Annotated in this window: 15 protein-coding genes and 1 pseudogene; 5 read left to right on the top strand and 11 right to left on the bottom strand. The window is 71.1% G+C overall.

From position 1 onward, the window contains the following. Positions 1 to 12: 12 nt before the first annotated feature. The 7 genes from ACZ5VQ_RS46935 to ACZ5VQ_RS46905 all read right to left on the bottom strand — a co-directional run bounded on the left by ACZ5VQ_RS46935 (position 13) and on the right by ACZ5VQ_RS46905 (position 9,111). On the bottom strand, positions 13 to 1,479 hold the full coding sequence (locus ACZ5VQ_RS46935) for an aldehyde dehydrogenase family protein (RefSeq protein WP_469110368.1): 1,467 nt from the start codon (positions 1,477 to 1,479) through the stop codon (positions 13 to 15). Then, positions 1,472 to 2,635 carry an aromatic ring-hydroxylating oxygenase subunit alpha gene (locus ACZ5VQ_RS46930; RefSeq protein ID WP_469110367.1) on the bottom strand — a complete coding sequence of 388 codons (1,164 nt, stop codon included), beginning with the start codon at positions 2,633 to 2,635 and terminating at the stop codon, positions 1,472 to 1,474. Before ACZ5VQ_RS46930 ends, ACZ5VQ_RS46935 begins: the two co-directional genes overlap by 8 nt. A gap of 11 nt (positions 2,636 to 2,646) precedes the next feature. Next, positions 2,647 to 3,801: an N-methyl-L-tryptophan oxidase gene (solA, locus tag ACZ5VQ_RS46925; RefSeq protein ID WP_469110366.1), complete on the bottom strand. Its 1,155-nt coding sequence runs from the start codon at positions 3,799 to 3,801 to the stop codon at positions 2,647 to 2,649. Between the two features lie 22 nt (positions 3,802 to 3,823). Continuing rightward, the gene (locus ACZ5VQ_RS46920) at positions 3,824 to 6,274 is read right to left on the bottom strand and encodes a GcvT family protein (protein WP_469110365.1); all 2,451 of its coding nucleotides are present in this window, start codon (positions 6,272 to 6,274) and stop codon (positions 3,824 to 3,826) included. Between the two features lie 72 nt (positions 6,275 to 6,346). Next, positions 6,347 to 6,973: an MBL fold metallo-hydrolase gene (locus ACZ5VQ_RS46915; protein ID WP_469110364.1), complete on the bottom strand. Its 627-nt coding sequence runs from the start codon at positions 6,971 to 6,973 to the stop codon at positions 6,347 to 6,349. Further along, positions 6,970 to 8,055 carry an S-(hydroxymethyl)mycothiol dehydrogenase gene (locus ACZ5VQ_RS46910; protein WP_469110363.1) on the bottom strand — a complete coding sequence of 362 codons (1,086 nt, stop codon included), beginning with the start codon at positions 8,053 to 8,055 and terminating at the stop codon, positions 6,970 to 6,972. Before ACZ5VQ_RS46910 ends, ACZ5VQ_RS46915 begins: the two co-directional genes overlap by 4 nt. 237 nt (positions 8,056 to 8,292) lie before the next feature. Next, the gene (locus tag ACZ5VQ_RS46905; protein ID WP_200399604.1) at positions 8,293 to 9,111 is read right to left on the bottom strand and encodes an IclR family transcriptional regulator; all 819 of its coding nucleotides are present in this window, start codon (positions 9,109 to 9,111) and stop codon (positions 8,293 to 8,295) included. 215 nt (positions 9,112 to 9,326) lie between these two features. Between ACZ5VQ_RS46905 and ACZ5VQ_RS46900 the strand changes: the two genes are divergently transcribed. Continuing rightward, positions 9,327 to 9,674, top strand: coding sequence for a bifunctional 3-phenylpropionate/cinnamic acid dioxygenase ferredoxin subunit (locus ACZ5VQ_RS46900; RefSeq protein ID WP_469110362.1), 348 nt, complete (start codon positions 9,327 to 9,329; stop codon positions 9,672 to 9,674). Continuing rightward, on the top strand, positions 9,671 to 10,852 hold the full coding sequence (locus ACZ5VQ_RS46895) for an NAD(P)/FAD-dependent oxidoreductase (RefSeq protein WP_469110361.1): 1,182 nt from the start codon (positions 9,671 to 9,673) through the stop codon (positions 10,850 to 10,852). The genes ACZ5VQ_RS46900 and ACZ5VQ_RS46895 overlap by 4 nt, the downstream gene beginning before the upstream one ends. 194 nt (positions 10,853 to 11,046) lie before the next feature. Here the strand turns inward: ACZ5VQ_RS46895 and ACZ5VQ_RS46890 are convergent. Then, positions 11,047 to 11,457 (bottom strand): annotated as a pseudogene (locus ACZ5VQ_RS46890) (hypothetical protein); the annotation flags it as partial. A gap of 792 nt (positions 11,458 to 12,249) precedes the next feature. On the opposite strand from ACZ5VQ_RS46890, the gene ACZ5VQ_RS46885 reads away from it, so the two are divergent. The 3 genes from ACZ5VQ_RS46885 to ACZ5VQ_RS46875 are packed head-to-tail and all read left to right on the top strand — an operon-like array spanning position 12,250 to position 16,085. After that, positions 12,250 to 15,243 carry a nitrate- and nitrite sensing domain-containing protein gene (locus ACZ5VQ_RS46885; RefSeq protein WP_469110360.1) on the top strand — a complete coding sequence of 998 codons (2,994 nt, stop codon included), beginning with the start codon at positions 12,250 to 12,252 and terminating at the stop codon, positions 15,241 to 15,243. Further along, positions 15,240 to 15,680 carry a roadblock/LC7 domain-containing protein gene (locus ACZ5VQ_RS46880; RefSeq protein WP_189839795.1) on the top strand — a complete coding sequence of 147 codons (441 nt, stop codon included), beginning with the start codon at positions 15,240 to 15,242 and terminating at the stop codon, positions 15,678 to 15,680. The genes ACZ5VQ_RS46885 and ACZ5VQ_RS46880 overlap by 4 nt, the downstream gene beginning before the upstream one ends. Positions 15,681 to 15,689: 9 nt before the next feature. Continuing rightward, the gene (locus ACZ5VQ_RS46875; protein ID WP_200399608.1) at positions 15,690 to 16,085 is read left to right on the top strand and encodes a DUF742 domain-containing protein; all 396 of its coding nucleotides are present in this window, start codon (positions 15,690 to 15,692) and stop codon (positions 16,083 to 16,085) included. Between the two features lie 74 nt (positions 16,086 to 16,159). Here the strand turns inward: ACZ5VQ_RS46875 and ACZ5VQ_RS46870 are convergent, their stop codons facing one another. The 3 genes from ACZ5VQ_RS46870 to ACZ5VQ_RS46860 all read right to left on the bottom strand — a co-directional run bounded on the left by ACZ5VQ_RS46870 (position 16,160) and on the right by ACZ5VQ_RS46860 (position 18,661). Next, positions 16,160 to 16,639, bottom strand: a complete 480-nt coding sequence (locus tag ACZ5VQ_RS46870) for a thioesterase family protein (protein WP_469110359.1) — start codon at positions 16,637 to 16,639, stop codon at positions 16,160 to 16,162. Next, a complete protein-coding gene (locus tag ACZ5VQ_RS46865; RefSeq protein WP_469110358.1) occupies positions 16,636 to 17,637 on the bottom strand; it encodes a 3-hydroxyacyl-CoA dehydrogenase NAD-binding domain-containing protein in 1,002 nt (333 codons plus the stop codon). The genes ACZ5VQ_RS46870 and ACZ5VQ_RS46865 overlap by 4 nt, the downstream gene beginning before the upstream one ends. 130 nt (positions 17,638 to 17,767) lie before the next feature. After that, a complete protein-coding gene (locus ACZ5VQ_RS46860; RefSeq protein ID WP_469110357.1) occupies positions 17,768 to 18,661 on the bottom strand; it encodes a beta-keto acid cleavage family enzyme in 894 nt (297 codons plus the stop codon). Positions 18,662 to 18,948 lie beyond the last annotated feature (287 nt).

Genomic DNA, 18,948 nt, shown 5'->3' with positions numbered 1-18,948 from the left:
TGGGGACATGGATCAGGAGAACCAGCCCTGTGGACTGGGATTGGTCGTGCGCCAGATGTGCTTGGTCTCGCGGTACTCGGCGAGACCGGCAGGACCGAGCTCCCGCCCGAACCCGGACTGCTTGTAACCGCCCCACTCGGCCTGTGGGACGTACGGGTGGTAGTCGTTGATCCAGACGGTGCCGATCCGCAGCGCGGACGCGACCCGCTGGGCCTTCGCCTCGTCCGAGGTGAAGATCCCGCCGGCCAGACCGTAGATCGTGTCGTTGGCCAGCCGCACCGCCTCCGCCTCGTCCGTGAACCGCTCCACGGTCAGCACGGGCCCGAAGGACTCGTCCTGGACGACCGACATGGGGCCGGAGCACTCGTCGAGCACGGTCGGCGGGTAGTAGAAGCCGTCCGGGTGCGGAGGATCGGCCGGCCGCTCCCCGCCGCAGCGCAGGACGGCGCCCTCCTCCAGGCCCTTGGCGACGTACGCCTCGACCTTCTCCCGGTGGGCCGCCGAGATCAGCGGACCGGTCTGCGCCTGCTCGTCGAACGGTCCGCCCAGCCTGATCTGCCGGGCCCTGCGGACGACCTCGTCGACGAACCGGTCGTGCAGCGAGTCCTCGACCAGGAGCCGAGCCCCGGCCGAGCAGACCTGCCCGGAATGCAGGAAGACGGCCGTCAACGCCATGTCGACGGCCGTCTCGAAGTCGGCGTCGGCGAAGACGATGTTCGGGTTCTTGCCGCCCAGTTCGAGGGCGACCTTCTTCACCGTCCCGGCCGCCGCGGCCATGAGTCTGCGGCCGGTCTGCAGACCGCCGGTGAAGGACACGAGGTCCACGTCCGGATGGTCGCCCAGCGGAGCGCCGGCCTCGGGACCGGCGCCGAGGATCAGGTTCGCCACGCCGGCGGGCACCCCGGCCTCCTCAAGGAGGCGCATCAGATGGATCGCGGTGTGCGGGGTCAGCTCGCTCGGCTTGAGGATGAAGGTGTTGCCCGCGGCGAGCGCCGGGGCGACCTTCCAGGCCGTCTGGAGCAGCGGATAGTTCCAGGGCGTGATCAGCGCGCAGACACCGACCGGTTCGTATACGACCCGGCTGTCGACACCCTCCGTGCCCGTCTCCACGACCCGGCCGGACTCACTCGCGACGAGCCGGCCGAAGTAGCGGAAGCAGTTCTCGATGTCGTCGATGTCGTACTCGCTCTCCACCAGGCGTTTGCCGGTGTCGAGGGATTCCGCGCGGGCGAGTACGTCCTTGTCCCGGGCGAGCAGGTCGGCGACCCGGAGCAGCAGGTCACCGCGCTCGTTCGGGGGCGTCCGGGGCCAGGGGCCGTCGTCGAAGGCGCGGCGCGCGGCCGCGATCGCGTCGGCCGTGTCATGGGGGCCCGCCTCGTCCACGACGGCGACGAGTGAACCGTCGGCCGGACAGCGGATCTCGCGGGTGCCCTTCTCCCGCGCGCTCGTCCATGTGCCGCCGATATAGAGATCAGCCATCCATGCCTCCCAGCATGCCAATGAGCCACTCGTGGAAAATCCCGATGTGGTGCTCGGTGGGCACCAGCACCCCGCCCCTCCGGTAGGCGCGGGACGCCATCGCGGGCTGCGTACGCTCGCAGGCCTCGAAGTCCTGGGCGTTGACGCGGTGGAAGAGTTCCACGGACTTCGAGACATCGGCGCCCGACTCGACGACCTCGGGTGCGTAGAGCCAGTCGCACTCCACGATCGTCCGGTCCTCGGCGAGGGGGAACATGCGGTGCAGGATGACATGGTCGGGGACGAGATTGATGAACACGGTGGGTTTGACCGTTATCGCATAGTAACGACGGTCCTGATCCTCCGCGACTGCGGGAAGTTTCCCGAAGCCCTCGCTGCCGTCGACGGTGAATCCCTTGACCTCCTCGCCGAACTCGGCACCGTGCCCCACGTAGTACTGGGCGGCGTAGCCGTCGGCGAACTCCGGGAGGACGTCGGTGAGCTCGGGGTGGATCGTCGCGCAGTGGTAGCACTCCATGAAGTTCTCGACGATCAGTTTCCAGTTCGCCTTCACGTCATAGGTGATGCGTTTCCCGAGGGCGAGGTTCTCCGTGCCGTAGTGCTCGATGGCCGCCACGTTCCCGAGCCGCTCCACGGCCGCGCCCATCACCGTCTCCTCGAAGGACGGCGGCTCGTCGGCCAGGCACACCCAGGCGTAGCCGAGCCACTCCCGCAGCGCGACCTTGACCAGGCCGTACTCCGTGCGGTCGACGTCCGGCATCTTCACCAGGTTCGGCGCCGCGATCAGCTTGCCGTCGAGGTCGTACGTCCACGCGTGGTACGGGCACTGGAGATTGCGCCGGACCTCGCCGGCCTCCTCCAGACAGAGACGGGCCCCGCGGTGGCGGCAGACGTTCAGGAAGGCGCGCAGCTCACCGGTGCGCGACCTGGTGATCAGGACGCTCTCGCGGCCGACCTGGACCGTACGGAACGCGCCCGGTTTGGCCAGGTCGGCGCCGCGGACGGCGCAGAACCACATCGACTCGAAGAGCCGTTCCTGCTCCTGCCGGAAGATCTCCGGGTCGGTGTAGTAGTGCCCCGGAAGGGTGGCGATCAGGCTGGGCGGCAGCTGACCGGGGGCGGAGACGGGGGCGGGGGAGACGGGGGTCGTCGTCACGTGCGTGCTCCTCAGGCGGGCGCGGCGGCGAGGCGGTGGGGGTCGAACAGGCTGATCGGGTGAGCGGTGGTGCCCGTGAGGGCCAGATCGGCGAGGATCTCGCCGACCACCGGCACGAACTTGAACCCGTGCCCGGAGAACCCGCAGGCCACGGTCACGGACTCCGGGTGCGCGGGATGCCGGGCGAGGACGAAGTGCTCGTCCGGGGTGTTGGAGTACATGCAGGTGGCGGCCTTCAGGAAGGTGCCGGGCAGGTCCGGGATGCAGCGGGACATGTGGTCCGCCATCGCCCGGATCTCGTCCTCGTGGACTGTTCGGTCGATGTTCTCCGGGGTGCACTCGACGCCCTTGCGGAAGAAGGCGACCTTGGCGCCCAGCTCCGGCCCGTCGATGGACGGGAAGCCGTAGACCTGGACGTTGTCCGCGTCCTCCCAGATGTAGATCGGATGGTTCTCGGGCAGGAACGGCCGGACCCCGCCCTTCGGCTGGAACCAGTACATGACCTGCCGCTCGATGCTGAACGGCACCCCGAGGTCGGTGAGCAGCTGAGGCGCCCAGGCGCCCGGGCAGATCACCAGCTGGCTCGCGGTGTACGTGTTCTCGGCCGTGTGGACGCGTACCCCGTCCCGGTACGGCTCCCAGCGGGTCATCGGCTCGTCGAAGTGCAGGTCGGCGCCCTGCCGGGTGGCGAGCTGGAGATGGGCCGCGACCATGTTCTCGGGGCGGACCAGGCCGGCCTTCTTCTCGTAGAGCGCGACCTCGTCGTCCTTCGGGTCGAGCGTCGGGAAGCGCCGGCGGATCTCGGCCGCGTCCAGCATCTCGTGGGGCAGGTCCCACTGCTTGGCCGAGCGCAGCGAACCGGAGACGGTCAGCGAGTCGGGAGGCCCGACCATCACACCACCGCACAGCGTCGCGATGTCCCGGCCGGTGGCCCGCTCCACGTCCTCGTACAGCTCGTACGCGCGCAGCAGCAGCGGTACGTACGCCGGGTCCTCGAAGTAGGACTGCCGGGTGATCCGCGAACCACCGTGACTGGAACCGCGGTTGTGCACCGGCCCGAACTTCTCCAGCCCGAGCACCCGCGCACCGCGCGAGGACAGATGGTGGGCGGCAGCGCTGCCCATACCGCCGAGACCGATGACGATCACGTCGTAGGTAGGGGACACAGGGGACCTCCAGAGCTTGTGATCAACGTCGTATGCGGGTCATCTTCGGATCGAAGAGCGGCTCATCGGCCACGGTCGCGGGCACCTTCTCGCCGAAGTACTCCACGTGCACACTCGCCCCGGTGGGGAGCACGGGCAGCCAGGCGTAGGCGATGCAACGACCCAGCGTGTACCCGTACGACGCGCTGGTGACGTAGCCCGCGGGGGAGCCGTCGACGTACACGGGTTCCTTCCCGAGGACGACCGACCCGGGGTCGTCGAGGAGCAGTGGCGTGAGCCGGCGTCGGGGCTCGCCCCGGGCCTCCAGCGCCGCCATCCCGGTGAAGTCCCCCTTGTCCAGGCGGACGGCGAATCCGACCCCCGCCTCGTACGGATCGTGCTCGTCGGTCATGTCGACGCCCCACGCGCGGTAGCCCTTCTCCAACCGCAGGCTGTTGAAGGCGGAACGCCCGGCGGCGATCACACCGTGCTCCCGGCCCGCCTCCCAGAGCGTGTCCCAGAGGCGGAGCCCCAGGTCGGCGGAGGTGTAGAGCTCCCAGCCCAGCTCGCCGACGTAGCTCAGGCGCATCGCGGTGACCGGGACATGCCCGAGGTACGTCTCCTTCGCACGGAAGTAGCCGAAGCCCTCGTGCGAGAAGTCGTCGCGGGTCAGCGGCTGGACGAGGTCGCGAGCGAGCGGACCCCAGACTCCGATGCAGCACGTGCCGGAGGTGATGTCCCGGACGTGTACGCCCTCGGGAGCGTGCCTGGTCAACCAGTCCAGGTCCGCCGGGGAGTTGGCGCCCACCTGGAAGCGGTCGGGCCCGAGCCGCGCGACGGTCAGGTCGGAGCGGATGCCGCCCGTCTCGTCCAGGAGCAGGGTGTACGTCACCGCGCCGGGCTTCTTGCGGAGGTTGTTGCTGGTCATGCCGTGCAGGAAGTCGAGGGCTCCGGGGCCGGTGACCTCAAGGCGGCGCAGGGGGGTCATGTCGTAGAGAGCGACCTTCTCGCGGGTCGCCCTCGCCTCGGCCGCCGCGATCGGCGACCAGTAGCGCGCCGACCAGGCATCCCGCTCGGGGAGCGGGCCGAGGGTGTCGACGAGCGGGGCGTTCGCCTCGTACCAGTGCGGGCGCTCCCAGGCACCGCCCTCCAGGAAGTACGCGCCCAGCTCCTGCTGACGGGCGTAGAAGGGGCTGACCCGCAGGGGACGCGGCCGCTCCATCGGCTGGAGCGGGTGCAGCACGTCGTACACCTCGACGAACTGCTGCGAGCCGCGGTCCTTGATGTACGAGGGGGAGCGCTGGGCGTCCTCGAAGCGGGTGAGGTCGCACTCGTGGACGTCGGTCTCCGGGCGGCCGTCGACCATCCACTCGGCCACCGCCTTGGCCACTCCGGCCGAGTGGGTGACCCACACGGCCTCCGCCAGCCAGAAGCCGCGCAGCGCACGGGCCTCGCCGAGGACGGGCATGCCGTCGGGGGTGAAGGAGAAGACGCCGTTGAAGCCCTCCTCGATCTCCGCCTCGCGCAGTGCAGGCATCAGTTGGCGGCAGTCGTCCCAGCTCGGCGCCCAGTCCTCCTCGGTGAAGGGGAACGAGGACGGCATCTCCATGTCGTTCGCGCGCGCCTCGTCGTAGTCGAGGACCGCGAACGGGTCGACGGGGAGCGGCTTGTGCGCGTAGCTGCCGATGCCGATGCGGTCGGTGTGCTCGCGGAAGTAGAGGTCGCGGTCCTGGAAACGGAGGATCGGCTTCGAGGCCTCTTCGGTGGCCCGGGCCAGTTCGGGGAGGGGCCTGGTCCTCGCGTACTGGTGGGCGAGCGGTTGCAGAGGGACGTCGATGCCGGCCATGCGGCCGATGACCGGGCCCCAGAAACCGGCCGCCGAGACCACATGGTCGGCGGGGAAGGTGCCCCGGTCGGTGACGACCGCGGTGACCTTGCCGGCTTCCTGCTCGATGCCGGTGACCGTGTGCCGGTCCAGGAAGCGGGCGCCGCGGCTTTCGGCCCGGGCCAGCTGGGCGCGGGAGGCGAGCAGCGCGCGGGCCAGTCCGTCGTCGGGGGTGTGGAAGCCGCCGAGGACCATCGACTGATCGACGAGTGGCCACAGTTCTTTGCACCGGGCCGCGCTCACGATCTCGCCGCGGATGCCCCAGGAAGCGGCGTATCCGGCCCGGCGGTGCAGCTCGGCCAGGCGCTCGGGAGTCGTCGCCAGCTCCAGGCCGCCGACCGGGTTGAAGCAGGAGACCCCGTCCACTTCGAGGGAGTTGAACTTCTCGACCGTGTACCGGGCGAACTCGGTGAGGGTCTTCGACGCGTTCGTCTGGAAAACCAGGCCGGGCGCGTGCGAGGTGGAGCCGCCGGGAGCGGGCAGCGGTCCCTGTTCGAGGACGGTGACGTCGGTCCAGCCGCGGGCGGTGAGCTCGTCTGCGAGGGAGCAGCCGACGATGCCGGCGCCCACGATGACCACGCGGGGGTTCGTTTCGGGCGTGCTGGACATGCCCCTCCTTGTCGTGGTGGGGGTTGTCGTGGCGGGGGTGAACGCGCTTGTGGAGCGGAGAGGTGAACGCGCCTATGGAGCGGGGACGTTGGGGCGTTCGGCGGCGATCGTGGTGTCCTCGCCGTGTCCGGTGTGGACGTCCGTGTCGCCGGGCAGCGTGAGCAGCCGGTTGCGGATGGAGGCCTCGATGGTCGGCCGGTCGGAGTAGGAGCGCCCGGTGGCGCCGGGACCGCCGTGGAAGAGGGTGTCCCCGGTGAAGACCGCGTCGAGGAACGTGGCGTACAGGGAGCAGCTGCCCCAGGTGTGGCCGGGGTTGTGGATCACCTGGAGCTCGATCCCGGCGACGCCGATCCGCTGTCCGTCGGAGAGTTCGCCGTCCGGCTTGCGGTCGGGGTGGGTGGCGGCCCACAGTTCGTGGTCGCCGGGGTGCAGGAGCACCGGCGCGCCGGTGAGCCCGGCCAGTTCGGCCGCCGCGTCGACGTGGTCGTCGTGCGCGTGGGTGCACACGATCGCCGTCACCCGGCGGCCGGTGGTGGCCTGGTGGATCGTACGGGCGTCATGCGCGGCGTCGACGATCAGCACCTCCTCGTCGTCGCCGACCAGCCAGACGTTGTTGTCGACGTCGAAGGTCTCGCCGTCGAGGCTGAACGTGCCGGAGGTGACCACCCGCTCGATCCGTACGGTCCCCCGGGCGCTCACAGGACCACCACCGAGCGCAGCACCTCGCCGCGGTGCATCTTGGCGAAGGCCTCCTCGACCTGGTCGAGCGCGATGGTCTCCGTGACGAAGGCGTTGAGGTCCAGCAGCCCGTACAGGTACTGGTCGATGAGGAACGGGAAGTCCCGGCTGGGCAGGCAGTCGCCGTACCAGGAGGACTTGATCGCGCCGCCCCGGGAGAACACGTCGATCAGCGGGAGCTCGACCTTCATGTCCGGCGACGGGACGCCGACCTGGACCAGCAGACCCGCGTGGTCGCGCATGTAGAAGGCCTGTTTGAAGGTCTCCGGGCGGCCCACCGCGTCGATGGCGATGTCCACGCCGAAGCCGTCGGTGAGCGCCCGTACGGCCTCGACCGGATCGGTGCCGCGGGAGTTGACCGTGTGGGTGGCGCCGAACCTCTCCGCCTGGTCGAGCTTCTTGTCGTCGATGTCGACGGCGATGACCTTCATGGCGCCGTTGAGGCAGGCACCCGCGATGGCCGCGTTGCCGACTCCGCCGCAGCCGATGACGGCGACCGTGTCACCGCGGCCGACGTTGCCGGTGTTCACGGCCGCTCCGTAGCCGGCCATCACCCCGCAGCCGATCAGGCCCGCGGCCTCGGGCCGGGCCGCCGGGTCGATCTTCACCGCCTGTCCGGCCGCGACCAGGGTCTTCTCGGCGAAGGCGCCGATACCGAGGGCGTTGCTGAGCGGGGTGCCGTCCAGGAGGGTCATCGGCTGGGTGGCGTTGCGCGAGTCGAAGCAGTACCAGGGACGGCCGCGGCGACAGGAGCGACAGGAACCGCAGGGGGCGCGCCAGGCCAGGACCACGTAGTCGCCGGTCTTGAGGTCGGTCACGCCCTCGCCGATCGCCTCGATCGTGCCCGCCGCCTCATGGCCCAGCAGGAACGGGAAGTCGTCGTTGATCGCGCCCTCCCGATAGTGCAGATCCGTGTGGCAGACCCCGCAGGCCTGCACGGAGACGAGCACCTCGCCCGGACCCGGATCGGGAACGACGATCGTCTGCACCTCGACGGGTGCGCCCTTCTTCACAGCGACTACGGCACGGACCTCGTGTGGCACGACCAAGCTCCTCTGCTGTTGCGCAATGCACTATGGGTTGCGCGATGAGGAACATAGTGAGAACGCCGCCAAGGGGCCGTCAAGAGGTGCGGGTTAATCCTTGGCAAAAGGAACGGGCGGCACGAAATCTGTCCGACACACAGAAACGCGGGGCCAGGCGTTCCTGGCCCCGCGCTTCGTGCCGTGTCCCTCCGGTGACCGGTCTCCGGCTCCGGTCCGTGTCCGGTCCCGCTTCCGTCAGAAGCCGTATCCCATCCGGCGCGACAGGTCGGCGGCGGCTGCCGCCGTGCGCTTGGCGAGATCGGGCAGGCGGTCCGAGTCCAGCCGGTACACCGGGCCCGAGACGCTGATCGCGCCGATCACCTTCCCGTCGTGGGCGCGCACCGGGGCGGCCGTCGCGGCCAGCCCCAGCTCCAGCTCCTCCAGGGCGAACGCGTACCCCTGCTCCACCACGGCCTCCAGTTCGCCGCGCAGCGCGGCCGTACCGGTGATCGTGCGCTCGGTGAAACGCGGGAGCGGCCTGGCAAGCAGTCCTTCCCTCAGGGTGGGCGGCAGATGCCCCAGCAGTACCTTTCCGCTGGACGTGGCGTGCAGCGGGGTGCGTCTGCCCAGCCAGTTCTGTGCGGTGACGGACGCGGCGCCGCGCGCCTGCATGATGTTGACCGCCGCGTTGTCGTCGAGGACAGCGATGTTGACGGTCTCGCCCACCTCGTCCGCGAGTTCGCGGCACACGGGCACGCCCTCCTGGGAGATGTCCAGACGCACTGCCGCCGCCCCCGCCAGGCGTAGTACGCCGGCGCCCAGGTAGTACTTCCCGCGGTCCTTGGCCTGGGCGACCAATCCCCTGTTCTCCAGCACTCCCAGGAGCCGGAAGGCGGTGGACTTGTGCACCTCCAGCTCGTCGGCGATCTCGGTGACGCCCGCCTCACCGAGCCGGGCGAGGATCTCCAGCACGCTCACGGCGCGGTCCACGGACTGGACGGCGCTCCCCGCGCCCCTGCTCTGCTTCCCGGGTGTCTCCTCTGTGCGGTCAGCCTGCTTTTGCGTGCGGGTCATAACTCAACTCTCACCACCTGGCGGCCCGGATTGAGCCGCATCTGCCGGAAGCCCTTGACGTGACGGGCATCCCGCGCGGATTCTGTTGCGCATAGCGCTCCCTCGTGCGCCATACGAAACATCATGTTACCGAAGAGTCCGTGACCGGGAAGGTCTCGGACCAGACCGGACCTGAGAGGTCCCGGACCGTGGGTCCTGGACCGAGAGGGGGGCCCGTGATTCCCGTCTGCCGCCTTGATGACCTCCCCGCGGGCGAATCCGTCCGTATCGACACCACACCGCCCATCGCCGTGTTCAACGCCGACGGCGAGCTGTACGCCATCGATGACACCTGCACCCACCAGGATGCGTCCCTCTCCGAGGGCTGGCTGGAGGGTTGTCTGGTCGAATGCCCGCTCCACGCCGCGTCATTCGATCTCCGCACCGGCCGGCCGACGTGCCTTCCCGCACGTCGGGCCGTCCGTACCCACCGCGTCACCGTCGACGACGGCGTGGTCCACGTCCACGTGGCGGCCGAAGTGCTGGCCGTAACGGCGTCCGAAGAGGAGGGCACGGCGGCATGAGGACCGTGACCGTCGTCGGGGCCTCGCTCTCCGGGCTGTACGCGGCCCGGGAACTGCGTGCCCAAGGGTTCGACGGGCGACTGGTGGTCGTCGGGGACGAACCGCACCGCCCCTACGACCGCCCCCCGTTGTCCAAGGACTTCCTCACAGGCCGGTCCGGGGAGGACCAACTCGCCCTCTCCGACGCCGAGGAGACCACCGAGCTCGACGCCGAGTGGCTGCTCGGCGTCCGGGCCCGCGGCCTGGACGTGCGCGGCCGGACCGTCCTCCTGGGCGACGGCCGCACCGTCTCCACCGACGGCGTGGTCATCGCCACCGGAGCCTCGGCCCGGGGGCTCCCCGGCTGCGAACTCGCCGGAGTCCACACCCTGCGCACCCTCGACGACGCGCGTGCGCTGCGTGCCGAACTCGCCGCGGGCACCCGCCGTGTGGTCGTCATCGGCGGCGGCTTCATCGGCGCCGAAACTGCCTCCTCCTGCGCGGGACTCGGCCACGACGTCACCGTCGTCGAGGCCGCACCGCTGCCGCTGGTACCCCAACTCGGCCCGGAGATGGCTGCGGTGTGCGCCGGGCTGCACCGGCGCGGCGGCGTCGACCTGGTCACGGGCACCGGCGTCGCCGGGCTGCGCGGCACGGTCGCGGTGACCGGCGTGGAACTCGCCGACGGCCGGCTGCTCCCCGCCGACATCGTGATCGTCGGCATCGGCGCCATCCCCAACACCGACTGGCTGGCGGGCTCGACCCTCGCACTGCACGACGGAGTGCTGTGCGACGACGGCTGCGTGACGGCTCTGCCCCAGGTGGTCGCCGTCGGTGACGTCGCCCGCGTCGGCGGCACCCGTGCCGAACACTGGACCAGCGCCACCGAGCAGCCCCGGGTCGCCGTGCGCAACCTCCTCGCGGGACACACGGCGGAGACCGTGCGCCCGATGCCCTACTTCTGGTCCGACCAGTACGGAGCACGGATCCAGTTCGCCGGACGGCGGCTCGACACCGACACCGTCCGGATCGCGGAGGGCGGCGTCAGCGACGACGCGCCCGACGAGGGGGGCCTTCTCGCCCTGTACGAGCGGGACGGCCGGACGACCGCGGTGCTCTCCGTGGACCGACCACGACCGTTCATGCGTGCCCGCCGTGAACTCGGGCGCGGGGTGACGGTGGAGGCGGCCGCCTCCTAGCGGGGCCACCCAATGGGAGAGGGCTGTCGCCGTGTCCTGGCGGGGAGAGGCGTCGCCGCGGCCGCGCCCAGTGGCCGACCCGAGGCAGTGCCCTGGAGCGCTCCCCGGGGGGCTTGCCGCTGGGTGCCGGCTGCGGGGTGCTGCCGACCGCGGCTTGCCAACGGGCGTTGCCTTCCACCAGAAGAGCGCCGCCTCTAGGAGTGCGACAACTGGCCCGCGCCGCCGCCCTGTCGGCGTATCCGCTCCTTGGTCCGCTCCGCCGCCCGCTCCTGGCGCCGTGCCCTGCGCCGTTCGCGCCGCAGGGCACGAGCCGTGCTGCTGGGCACCGACACCACGCCGTTGCGCTGGTTCCACACCTGGCGCGTCACCCATACGTCCAGGGCGCCCCAGGTGGCCACCACCGTGCTCGCCACGCTGCTCAGCACCATGGGGAACGCGAGCCAGGAACCGGCCAGCGTGCACAGGAAGGCGACCATCGCCTGGATCAGCGTGACGGCGATGATGATGACGGCCCGCACCGCGGACGCCCGCACGGGATCGGGCAGCCGGCGCCGGGTCGCGGGCTCCTCGACCCACAACTGCCGGTAGTACCCCTGCTCTTCGGCTTCCGCCCCGGCCTCCATGACGGCTTCCGCTCCGGCGTTCGCGGCGTATCCAGCCTCGGCGTTCGTTACGGCTTCCGCCGCGGTCTCCGTCTCGGCCTTCGGCTCCGCTTCTGTTTCAGCCTCCGTGTCCGCGACGGTTTCCGCCCCGGTCTCCGCGTCCGCTCCCACCACGAACCGAGCCCCCCTGGCCGGCCCCGCCCCGGTTTCCGCCTCGGCCCCTGGCAGGGACTCCTTCTCGGCTGCCCTCACCGGGACGTCGGCCGGGATGCCGGCCGGAATGTCGCGATCCTGCGCCTGTGGACCCCGCCGTGCCTTCGTGGCCTCCGCGACGCCCGTCCCGGCTGTCCCGTGCCGCTCCGCCGTGCCCATCAACTCGTCACTCCCCAACCGCCCGACAACCGCCTGCTCCGGAGTCACGAGAACCCCGGCTCCCCATTGGCTGCCCGGCTTGCGCTGTTTTACGCCGCCTGGGCGCGGCATGCGGCACCTGCTGCCGATTCCGCCTCCAACTTCCGTACAGACAGACGATCGACGTAACCCGAAGATTCCCGCCGACCGTAAAATTCCGGCCAACTGGCCCGCTATGCGGACCGGATGGCGTCCGGTGTCCCGTGTCGGATTCGGGGAGGCAATCTCCCGCAATGAACGGACAACTGCTGATGTCCTGTTACCGTCCCGGAACGAGTCGGTCCGGACAGGCCTTCGAGATACCACTGTGTCGGTAGTAGGCTCACGCCGTTTGTTGACGCACATGTGTGCCCCCGGTCGCCGGGGGTCGAGCTGGGGGAGGCCATGCGCTTTCGCGGGAAGTCCATCCGCCGGAAGATCGTGGCGCTGTTGCTCGTGCCGCTGGTTTCCCTGACCGGGATCTGGGGCTTCGCCACGGTACTCACGGGGCGCGAAGTCAACCAGCTGTTCGACACGACGTTCATCGTCCAGGAGATCGGCTATCCGACCGAGGACGTCATCAGCGTCCTGCAGGACGAGCGCCGTCAGACGCTCGTCTATCTCGCCGACCCCCGGGCCTCCGAGGCACTCGCCGATCTGCGGCGCACCCGGACCGCCACCGACGACGTCGTGTCGAAGATCCGCAGGAACGCCAAGGACGGCGATCTGCGGGACGAGATGGGCGCGGAGACCACCGAGCGGCTCACCGCGATCCTGGACGCCTTCGACGGCGTCGGTCCGCTGCGTCAGAGCGTCGAGGACGGCACCGTCACCCGCCTCCAGGCACTCGACCTCTACAACCGCCTGGTGGACCCCTGTTTCACCCTCCTGACCAACCTCCAGGTCCTCGACAACGTGGACGTGGACAAGCAGGGCCGCGCCCTCGTCAACATGTCGCGCGCCCGTGAGCTGCTCGCCCGTGAGGACGCCCTCCTCGGCTCCGCCCTCGTCGTCGGCCGGGTGACCCGCGAGGAGGCCCGCGACGTCTCCGACCTCGTCGCCCAGCGCACGCTCATGTACGAGGTCGGTCTGCCGCTGCTGCCCAACGCCGAGCGCGCACGCTACGACCGCTACTGGAAGAACGCCGCCACCGCCCCGCTGCGCGTGGCCGAGCAGTCCGTCATCGCCTCCGCTCCCGGCGAGCCCCGCGGAGTCACCGCCAAGAGCTGGGACGGCGTCGCGGGCGACGTCCTCGACGGACTCGACAAGCTCAACACCCAGGCGGGCGACCGCTTCCAGGACCGTGTGCGCCCCGTGGCGATCGGCGTCATCGTCAAGGCCGGCATCGCCGGAGTGCTGGGCCTGGCCGCGCTGCTGGTCTCGCTCTTCATGTCCGTACGCATCGGCCGCAGCCTCGTCCGCGACCTGCGCCGGCTCCGCCAGGAGGCCCACGAGACCGCCGGCGTACGGCTGCCCAGCGTAATGCGCCGCCTCTCCGCGGGCGAACAGGTCGACGTGGAGACCGAGGTCCCGCGTCTGGAGTACGAGAAGAACGAGATCGGCGAGGTCAGCCAGGCCCTCAACATCCTCCAGCGGGCCGCCGTCGAGGCCGCCGTCAAACAGTCCGAGCTGCGCAGCGGCGTCTCCGAGGTCTTCGTGAACCTCGCCCGCCGCAGCCAGGTCCTGCTGCACAAGCAGCTCACCCTGCTCGACACCATGGAGCGCAGGACCGACGACACCGACGAACTCGCCGACCTGTTCCGCCTCGACCACCTGACGACCCGTATGCGCCGGCACGCCGAGGGCCTGGTGATCCTCTCCGGCGCCGCCCCGTCCCGCCAGTGGCGCAAACCCGTCCAGCTGATGGACGTCGTACGCGCCGCCGTCGCCGAGGTCGAGGACTACGAGCGCATCGAGGTACGAAGGCTGCCGCGGATGGCCGTCACCGGGTCCGCGGTCGCCGACGTCACCCACCTCGTGGCCGAACTCCTGGAGAACGCCACGGTGTTCTCGCCGCCCCACACGGCCGTCCAGGTGCTCGGCGAGCGCGTCGCCAACGGCTTCACCCTGGAGATCCACGACCGCGGCCTCGGCATGGCCGCGGAGGCGCTCCTCGACGCCAACCTGCGGCTCGCCGAGACCCCCGAGTTCGAGCTCTCGGACACCGACCGGCTCGGTCTCTTCGTGGTCAGCCGGCTCGCCCAGCGACAGAACGTCCGCGTCTCGCTCCAGCCGTCCCCGTACGGCGGCACCACCGCCGTGGTCTTCGTCCCGGACGCGCTCCTCTCGGACGACGTGCCCGACACGAACGGCATGGGCTTCCGGCTCGACCGGGCACTCCCTTCGAAGAAGGACGGCGACGAGGGCCGTACGGCGGCCCTGTCCCAGGTGCCGGTCACGCTGCCCGGCCGGACCGCCTCGATGCTGGACGGGCCCGTCGAACTGGAGGCGCCCGTCGATCTGGACGCCCTCGACGACTTCCCGGACCCCCTCGACGACCAGGAAGGCGAACGCGGCGGCATCTTCCGCCCGCGCCGCTCCATCGCGGGGGTGCCGGGGGACCAGCCGCAGGTACGGCCGGATCCGCGCGATCCGTCGCACGCGGACGGCGAAGCCGACGAGCCGTCCGGCGCGCCCGTGCAGCTCCCGCGCCGCCGGGCCCCCAAGCTCGTCAGCTCCCACGGGCGCCCCGTGACCCAGACCAAGACACGGCGCGACGAGGCGACGGACCGCGCGGACGCCGACGAGGTGGCGGAACCGCCCCAGGCGGCCCGGGAGTCGTCCGAGCGGCCCGGCGTGCTGGAGGACCTGCCGAAGCGATCGAGGAGCGTCAGGCGAGGACCCTCCCACCGCGAGCCCGGGGACTCCCTCGGCTCCCGCCGCGACCCCGCGGACGACTGGCCCCGAGCCACCGAGTCGGCGGACGACGCTGTGGAGCGCCGTCAGGCCCTCGGACGCGGCGGCGAGCGCGGCGGCCCGGCGGACCCCGGCGAGGCGCTCACGCGCCGACCTGAGGCCGTCGAAGGGCACCGGGACGCGGACGCCCCGGCCCTTCCCCAGCGCGCGTCGCGTCGCGGCGTCGAGTCCGGCGGCACCCACCCCGGCACCCCGGCCGGCGGCGGAACCCGCCCCGGCGCGGCTGCCGGAGGCGGCACCGGTGCACTGCCCCGCCGCGTACGACAGGCCAATCTGGCCCCCCAGCTCAAGGACGGCCCCGACCGGCGAGCCGCGAACGACGCAGCCCGCGCGGCGGACCCCACGGAGCGCGACGCCGACGAAGTACGCAACCGTATGGCCTCGCTCCAGCGCGGCTGGCGACGCGGCCGTGAGGAGAACGCCGAGGGCGACGAGGCCCAGGACGGCACAGCACCAGGAACGACTAAGGGAGACGGTCGATGACCGCACCGAAGGCCGCCGGCCACACCACGACCAGCACGTCGACGGGGGAACTCAACTGGCTCCTCGACGACTTGGTGGCGCGTGTCGCCAGCATCCGCAAAGCACTCGTGCTCTCCGGGGACGGCCTCCCCACGGGGGTCTCCACCGACCTGACGAGGGAGGACAGCGAACATCTGGCCGCCGTCGCCTCCGGGTTCCACAGCCTCGCCAAGGGCGTCGGGCGACACTTCGAGGCGGGCAGCGTCCGCCAGACCATCGTCGAACTGGACGAGGCCTTCCTGTTCGTCACGGCCGCGGGCGACGGCAGCTGCCTCGCGGTCCTCTCCGACTCCGACTCCGATGTCGGGCAGGTCGCGTACGAGATGACGCTGCTGGTCAAGAGGGTCGGCGCACATCTGGCCGCCGCTCCGCGCACCGAATTGCCCTCGGGCGGGTAGTGGGATGGCATGAGCGGAGACAGTCAGGGGATGTCCCACTGGTTCGACGACGAGGCCGGACCCGTGGTCCGTCCGTATGCCATGACACGCGGCCGCACCACCAGCGCGGCCCAGCACCGCCTCGACCTGATCGCGGTGGTCGTGACCGAGCTGCACGCCGAGGACCCGGAGGCGGACCACTCGCTGTCTCCGGAGCACGTGGACATCGTCGGGCTCTGCCGTGACGCCCCCCAGTCGGTCGCCGAACTCGCCGCCGAACTCGACCTGCCCGTCGGGGTCGTACGCGTCCTCATCGGCGACCTCGTGGACGACGAGCTGGTCCATGTGACGCGTCCGGTACCACCTGCCGAGCTGCCGGACGAAAGCATTCTCCGCGATGTGATCAGCGGCCTCCGGGCCCTGTGACGCGACCCGGAGGCCCGGGCGATCCGGGCCTCCGCGTCAGAGGAACCCGGCGACCTCGGACGACCCCGGCGACCTCAGACGACCGGGGCGATGGCACGCCCGGCCCACGCGGGCGCCGTCTCCACCAGTGGGGCGAGCCGGTCGCGGACGCCCTCCGGGAACGGAGTGGTCCGCCCGGCCTTCTGGTCCACGTGGAGGGCGAGCAGTTCCGACGTGGCGACCACGGTGGCGTCCGCGCCAGGTGCGTCGTTCGCCGCGTCCAGGACGTACATCTCGTGCGTGAAGTGCGCCTTCCTGCCGCCCGCCCCGAGGATCCGGGTGCGGACGCCCAGGTGGGCCCCCTCCGGTACGTCCCGCAGATAGCGGATGTGCGACTCGACGGTGTAGAGCGAACAGCCGCTGTCCGCGCGGTACGCGGCGTCCATCCCCGTCCCGTCCATCATCGCGTCGGTCGCGTGGCCGAAGACGAGAACGTAGAACGCCTCGCTCAAGTGCCCGTTGTAGTCGATCCACTCGGGGCGCACGGTCTCGCGGAAGAGGGGCAGGGACGTCATCGGGCGCCGGCCCCGGGCAGTCGGCCGGTGGCGCGCAGGACGTCTATGACCCCCTGGTCGCGCTCTGCGACGAGGTCCGGGATGGTCCGGCCGTCGGAGGCGTCCTCGCAGCCCGCGACGACGGCGTCGTAGAGCGCCCCGTCCAGCTCCGGGGCCTCCAGCCGGGTCCAGGGGGACTTCAGGGACGGGCCGAAGTGGTCCAGCATGTGCGCCATGCCGCCGTCCCCGCCGGCCAGCGCGAAGGTGAGCATCGGGCCCATGAACGCCCAGCGCAGACCGGGGCCCTCGGTGATGGACCGGTCGATCTCACGCACCGTCGCCTCGCCGTTGGCGACCATGTGCAGGGCCTCCCGCCACAGCGCCTCCTGGAGACGGTTGGCGATGAAACCGGGAACCTCGCGCTCCATGGTGATCACGGACTTGCCCGCCGACTCGTAGAAGCGGGAGGCCCACTCGACCGCCGCCGCGTCCGTACGCTCGCCGCCGACGACCTCGACGAGCGGGATGAGGTACGGCGGATTGAAGGGGTGGCCGACGACCAGCCGGCCCGGCGTGACGGCCCCCGTCTGCATGTCCGTCATCGGATAGCCGGACGTGGAGGAGGCGATGACGATCCCGGCGGGCGTCGCCGCGTCCAGCTTCGCCAGCAGTTCACGCTTGAGCTCCAGCTTCTCCGGGGCGCTCTCCTGCACGAACTGGGCCTCCGACACCGCCTCTTCGAGCGTGTCGGTGACCGTGAGACGGGCCGGCGAGGCGTCCGGCGCGAGGCCCAGCTGCTCCAGCGCGGGCCACGCGGCGTCCACGAGACGGCGCAGCCGGGCCTCGGCGTCGGGCGCCGGGTCCCACGCCCTGACGGCATACCCGCGGGCCAGGAAGTGTGCGACCCAGCCGCCGCCGATGACCCCGGCGCCGACGCAGGCCACGGTCCGTACGTCCTGGGGGGCGGGCCGGGTCACGGAGGTCCGCGCGATGTCGGGGGCGTCTGAAGTGTGGGGCACCAAGGGCTCCTTGGGGGCTCGACGTGGGGGGACGGCGGCTGCGGCGGTCGGCAGTCTGTGGGTCGCGCGGTCTGTGACGGGTGTGCGGTCTCTGCTGGGCGTGCGGTCGGCGCGCACCTCGTTCCGCGGGTCAGCCACGTGGCTTGAGGCCGAGCTTCAGCCGGGCCTCGTCCGGCGTGGCGACGCGCGCCCCCATCGCCTCGACGATCGTCACCGCGCGCTCGACCAGCTGTGCGTTGGTCGCCTTGACGCCCTTGCCCAGGTAGAGGTTGTCCTCCAGACCGACCCGTACGTGCCCGCCGAGCAGCACCGACTGGGCGACCCACGGCATCTGCATCCGCCCGAGGGCGAAGCTGGCCCACTGGGAGCCCTCCGGCAGCATGTTCACCATCGACTGCAGTACGCCCGGATCGGCGGGCGCGCCCCACGGGATGCCCATGCACAGCTGGAAGACGGTCGGATCGTCCAGCAGCCCCTCGGTGCGCAGCTGCTTGGCGAACCAGAGGTGCCCGGTGTCGAAGATCTCCAACTCGGGCCGTACGCCCAGCTCCTGGATGCGCGCGGCCCCCGTACGGAGCATGTCCGGGGTGGACACATAGAGGTTCGAGCCGTCGCCGAAGTTGAGGGAGCCGCAGTCCAGGGTGCAGATGTCGGGCAACAGGTCCTCGACGTGCGGCAGCCGGTCGAGTCCGCCCACGAGGTCGGTGCCGGGCAGGTGCCTCAGCGGCTCCTCCGGGTCGATGACCAGATCGCCGCCCATTCCCGCGGTCAGGTTGACGACGACGTCCGTGCCGGTCTCCCTGATGCGCTCGACGACCTCCCGGTACAGCCGCGGGTCCCGTGAGGGCGCCCCCGTCTCCGGATCGCGCACGTGGATGTGGACGGCGGCAGCTCCGGCATCCGCGGCCTCGACGGCGGAGCGGGCGATCTGCTCGGGGGTCACAGGGACGTGCGGGCTCTTCCGCACGGTGTCGCCGGCACCGGTGAGGGCGCACGTGATGATGACGTCCTGGTTCATGGTCATGCGGGGGCCTCCGCTGTGCGGGGGTGGGTGTCAGGTGGAGTGATTGCGCGCACGCCGCTCGCATAGCGTTCATGCATCGCACATAACGAACATGCCGCCTGGGCCCGCCGTCCGTCAAGGGCGCCCGCCCACGGCACCGGCCCGGGGCGCCGCACCACCGCCGGTACCGGCACCTCCGCCAGTGCCGGCCCCGCGGCCAGTACCGGCCTCACTCTCGCCACCAGCACCCGCCCGACCGGCAGCGCCTGCCCCGCCCCACCCCGGAACCGGCCGCCTGGCCGCGTGGC

Source organism: Streptomyces sp. NPDC033178, from assembly GCF_055577685.1.
This window is presented reverse-complemented; position numbering and strand designations above follow the sequence as displayed.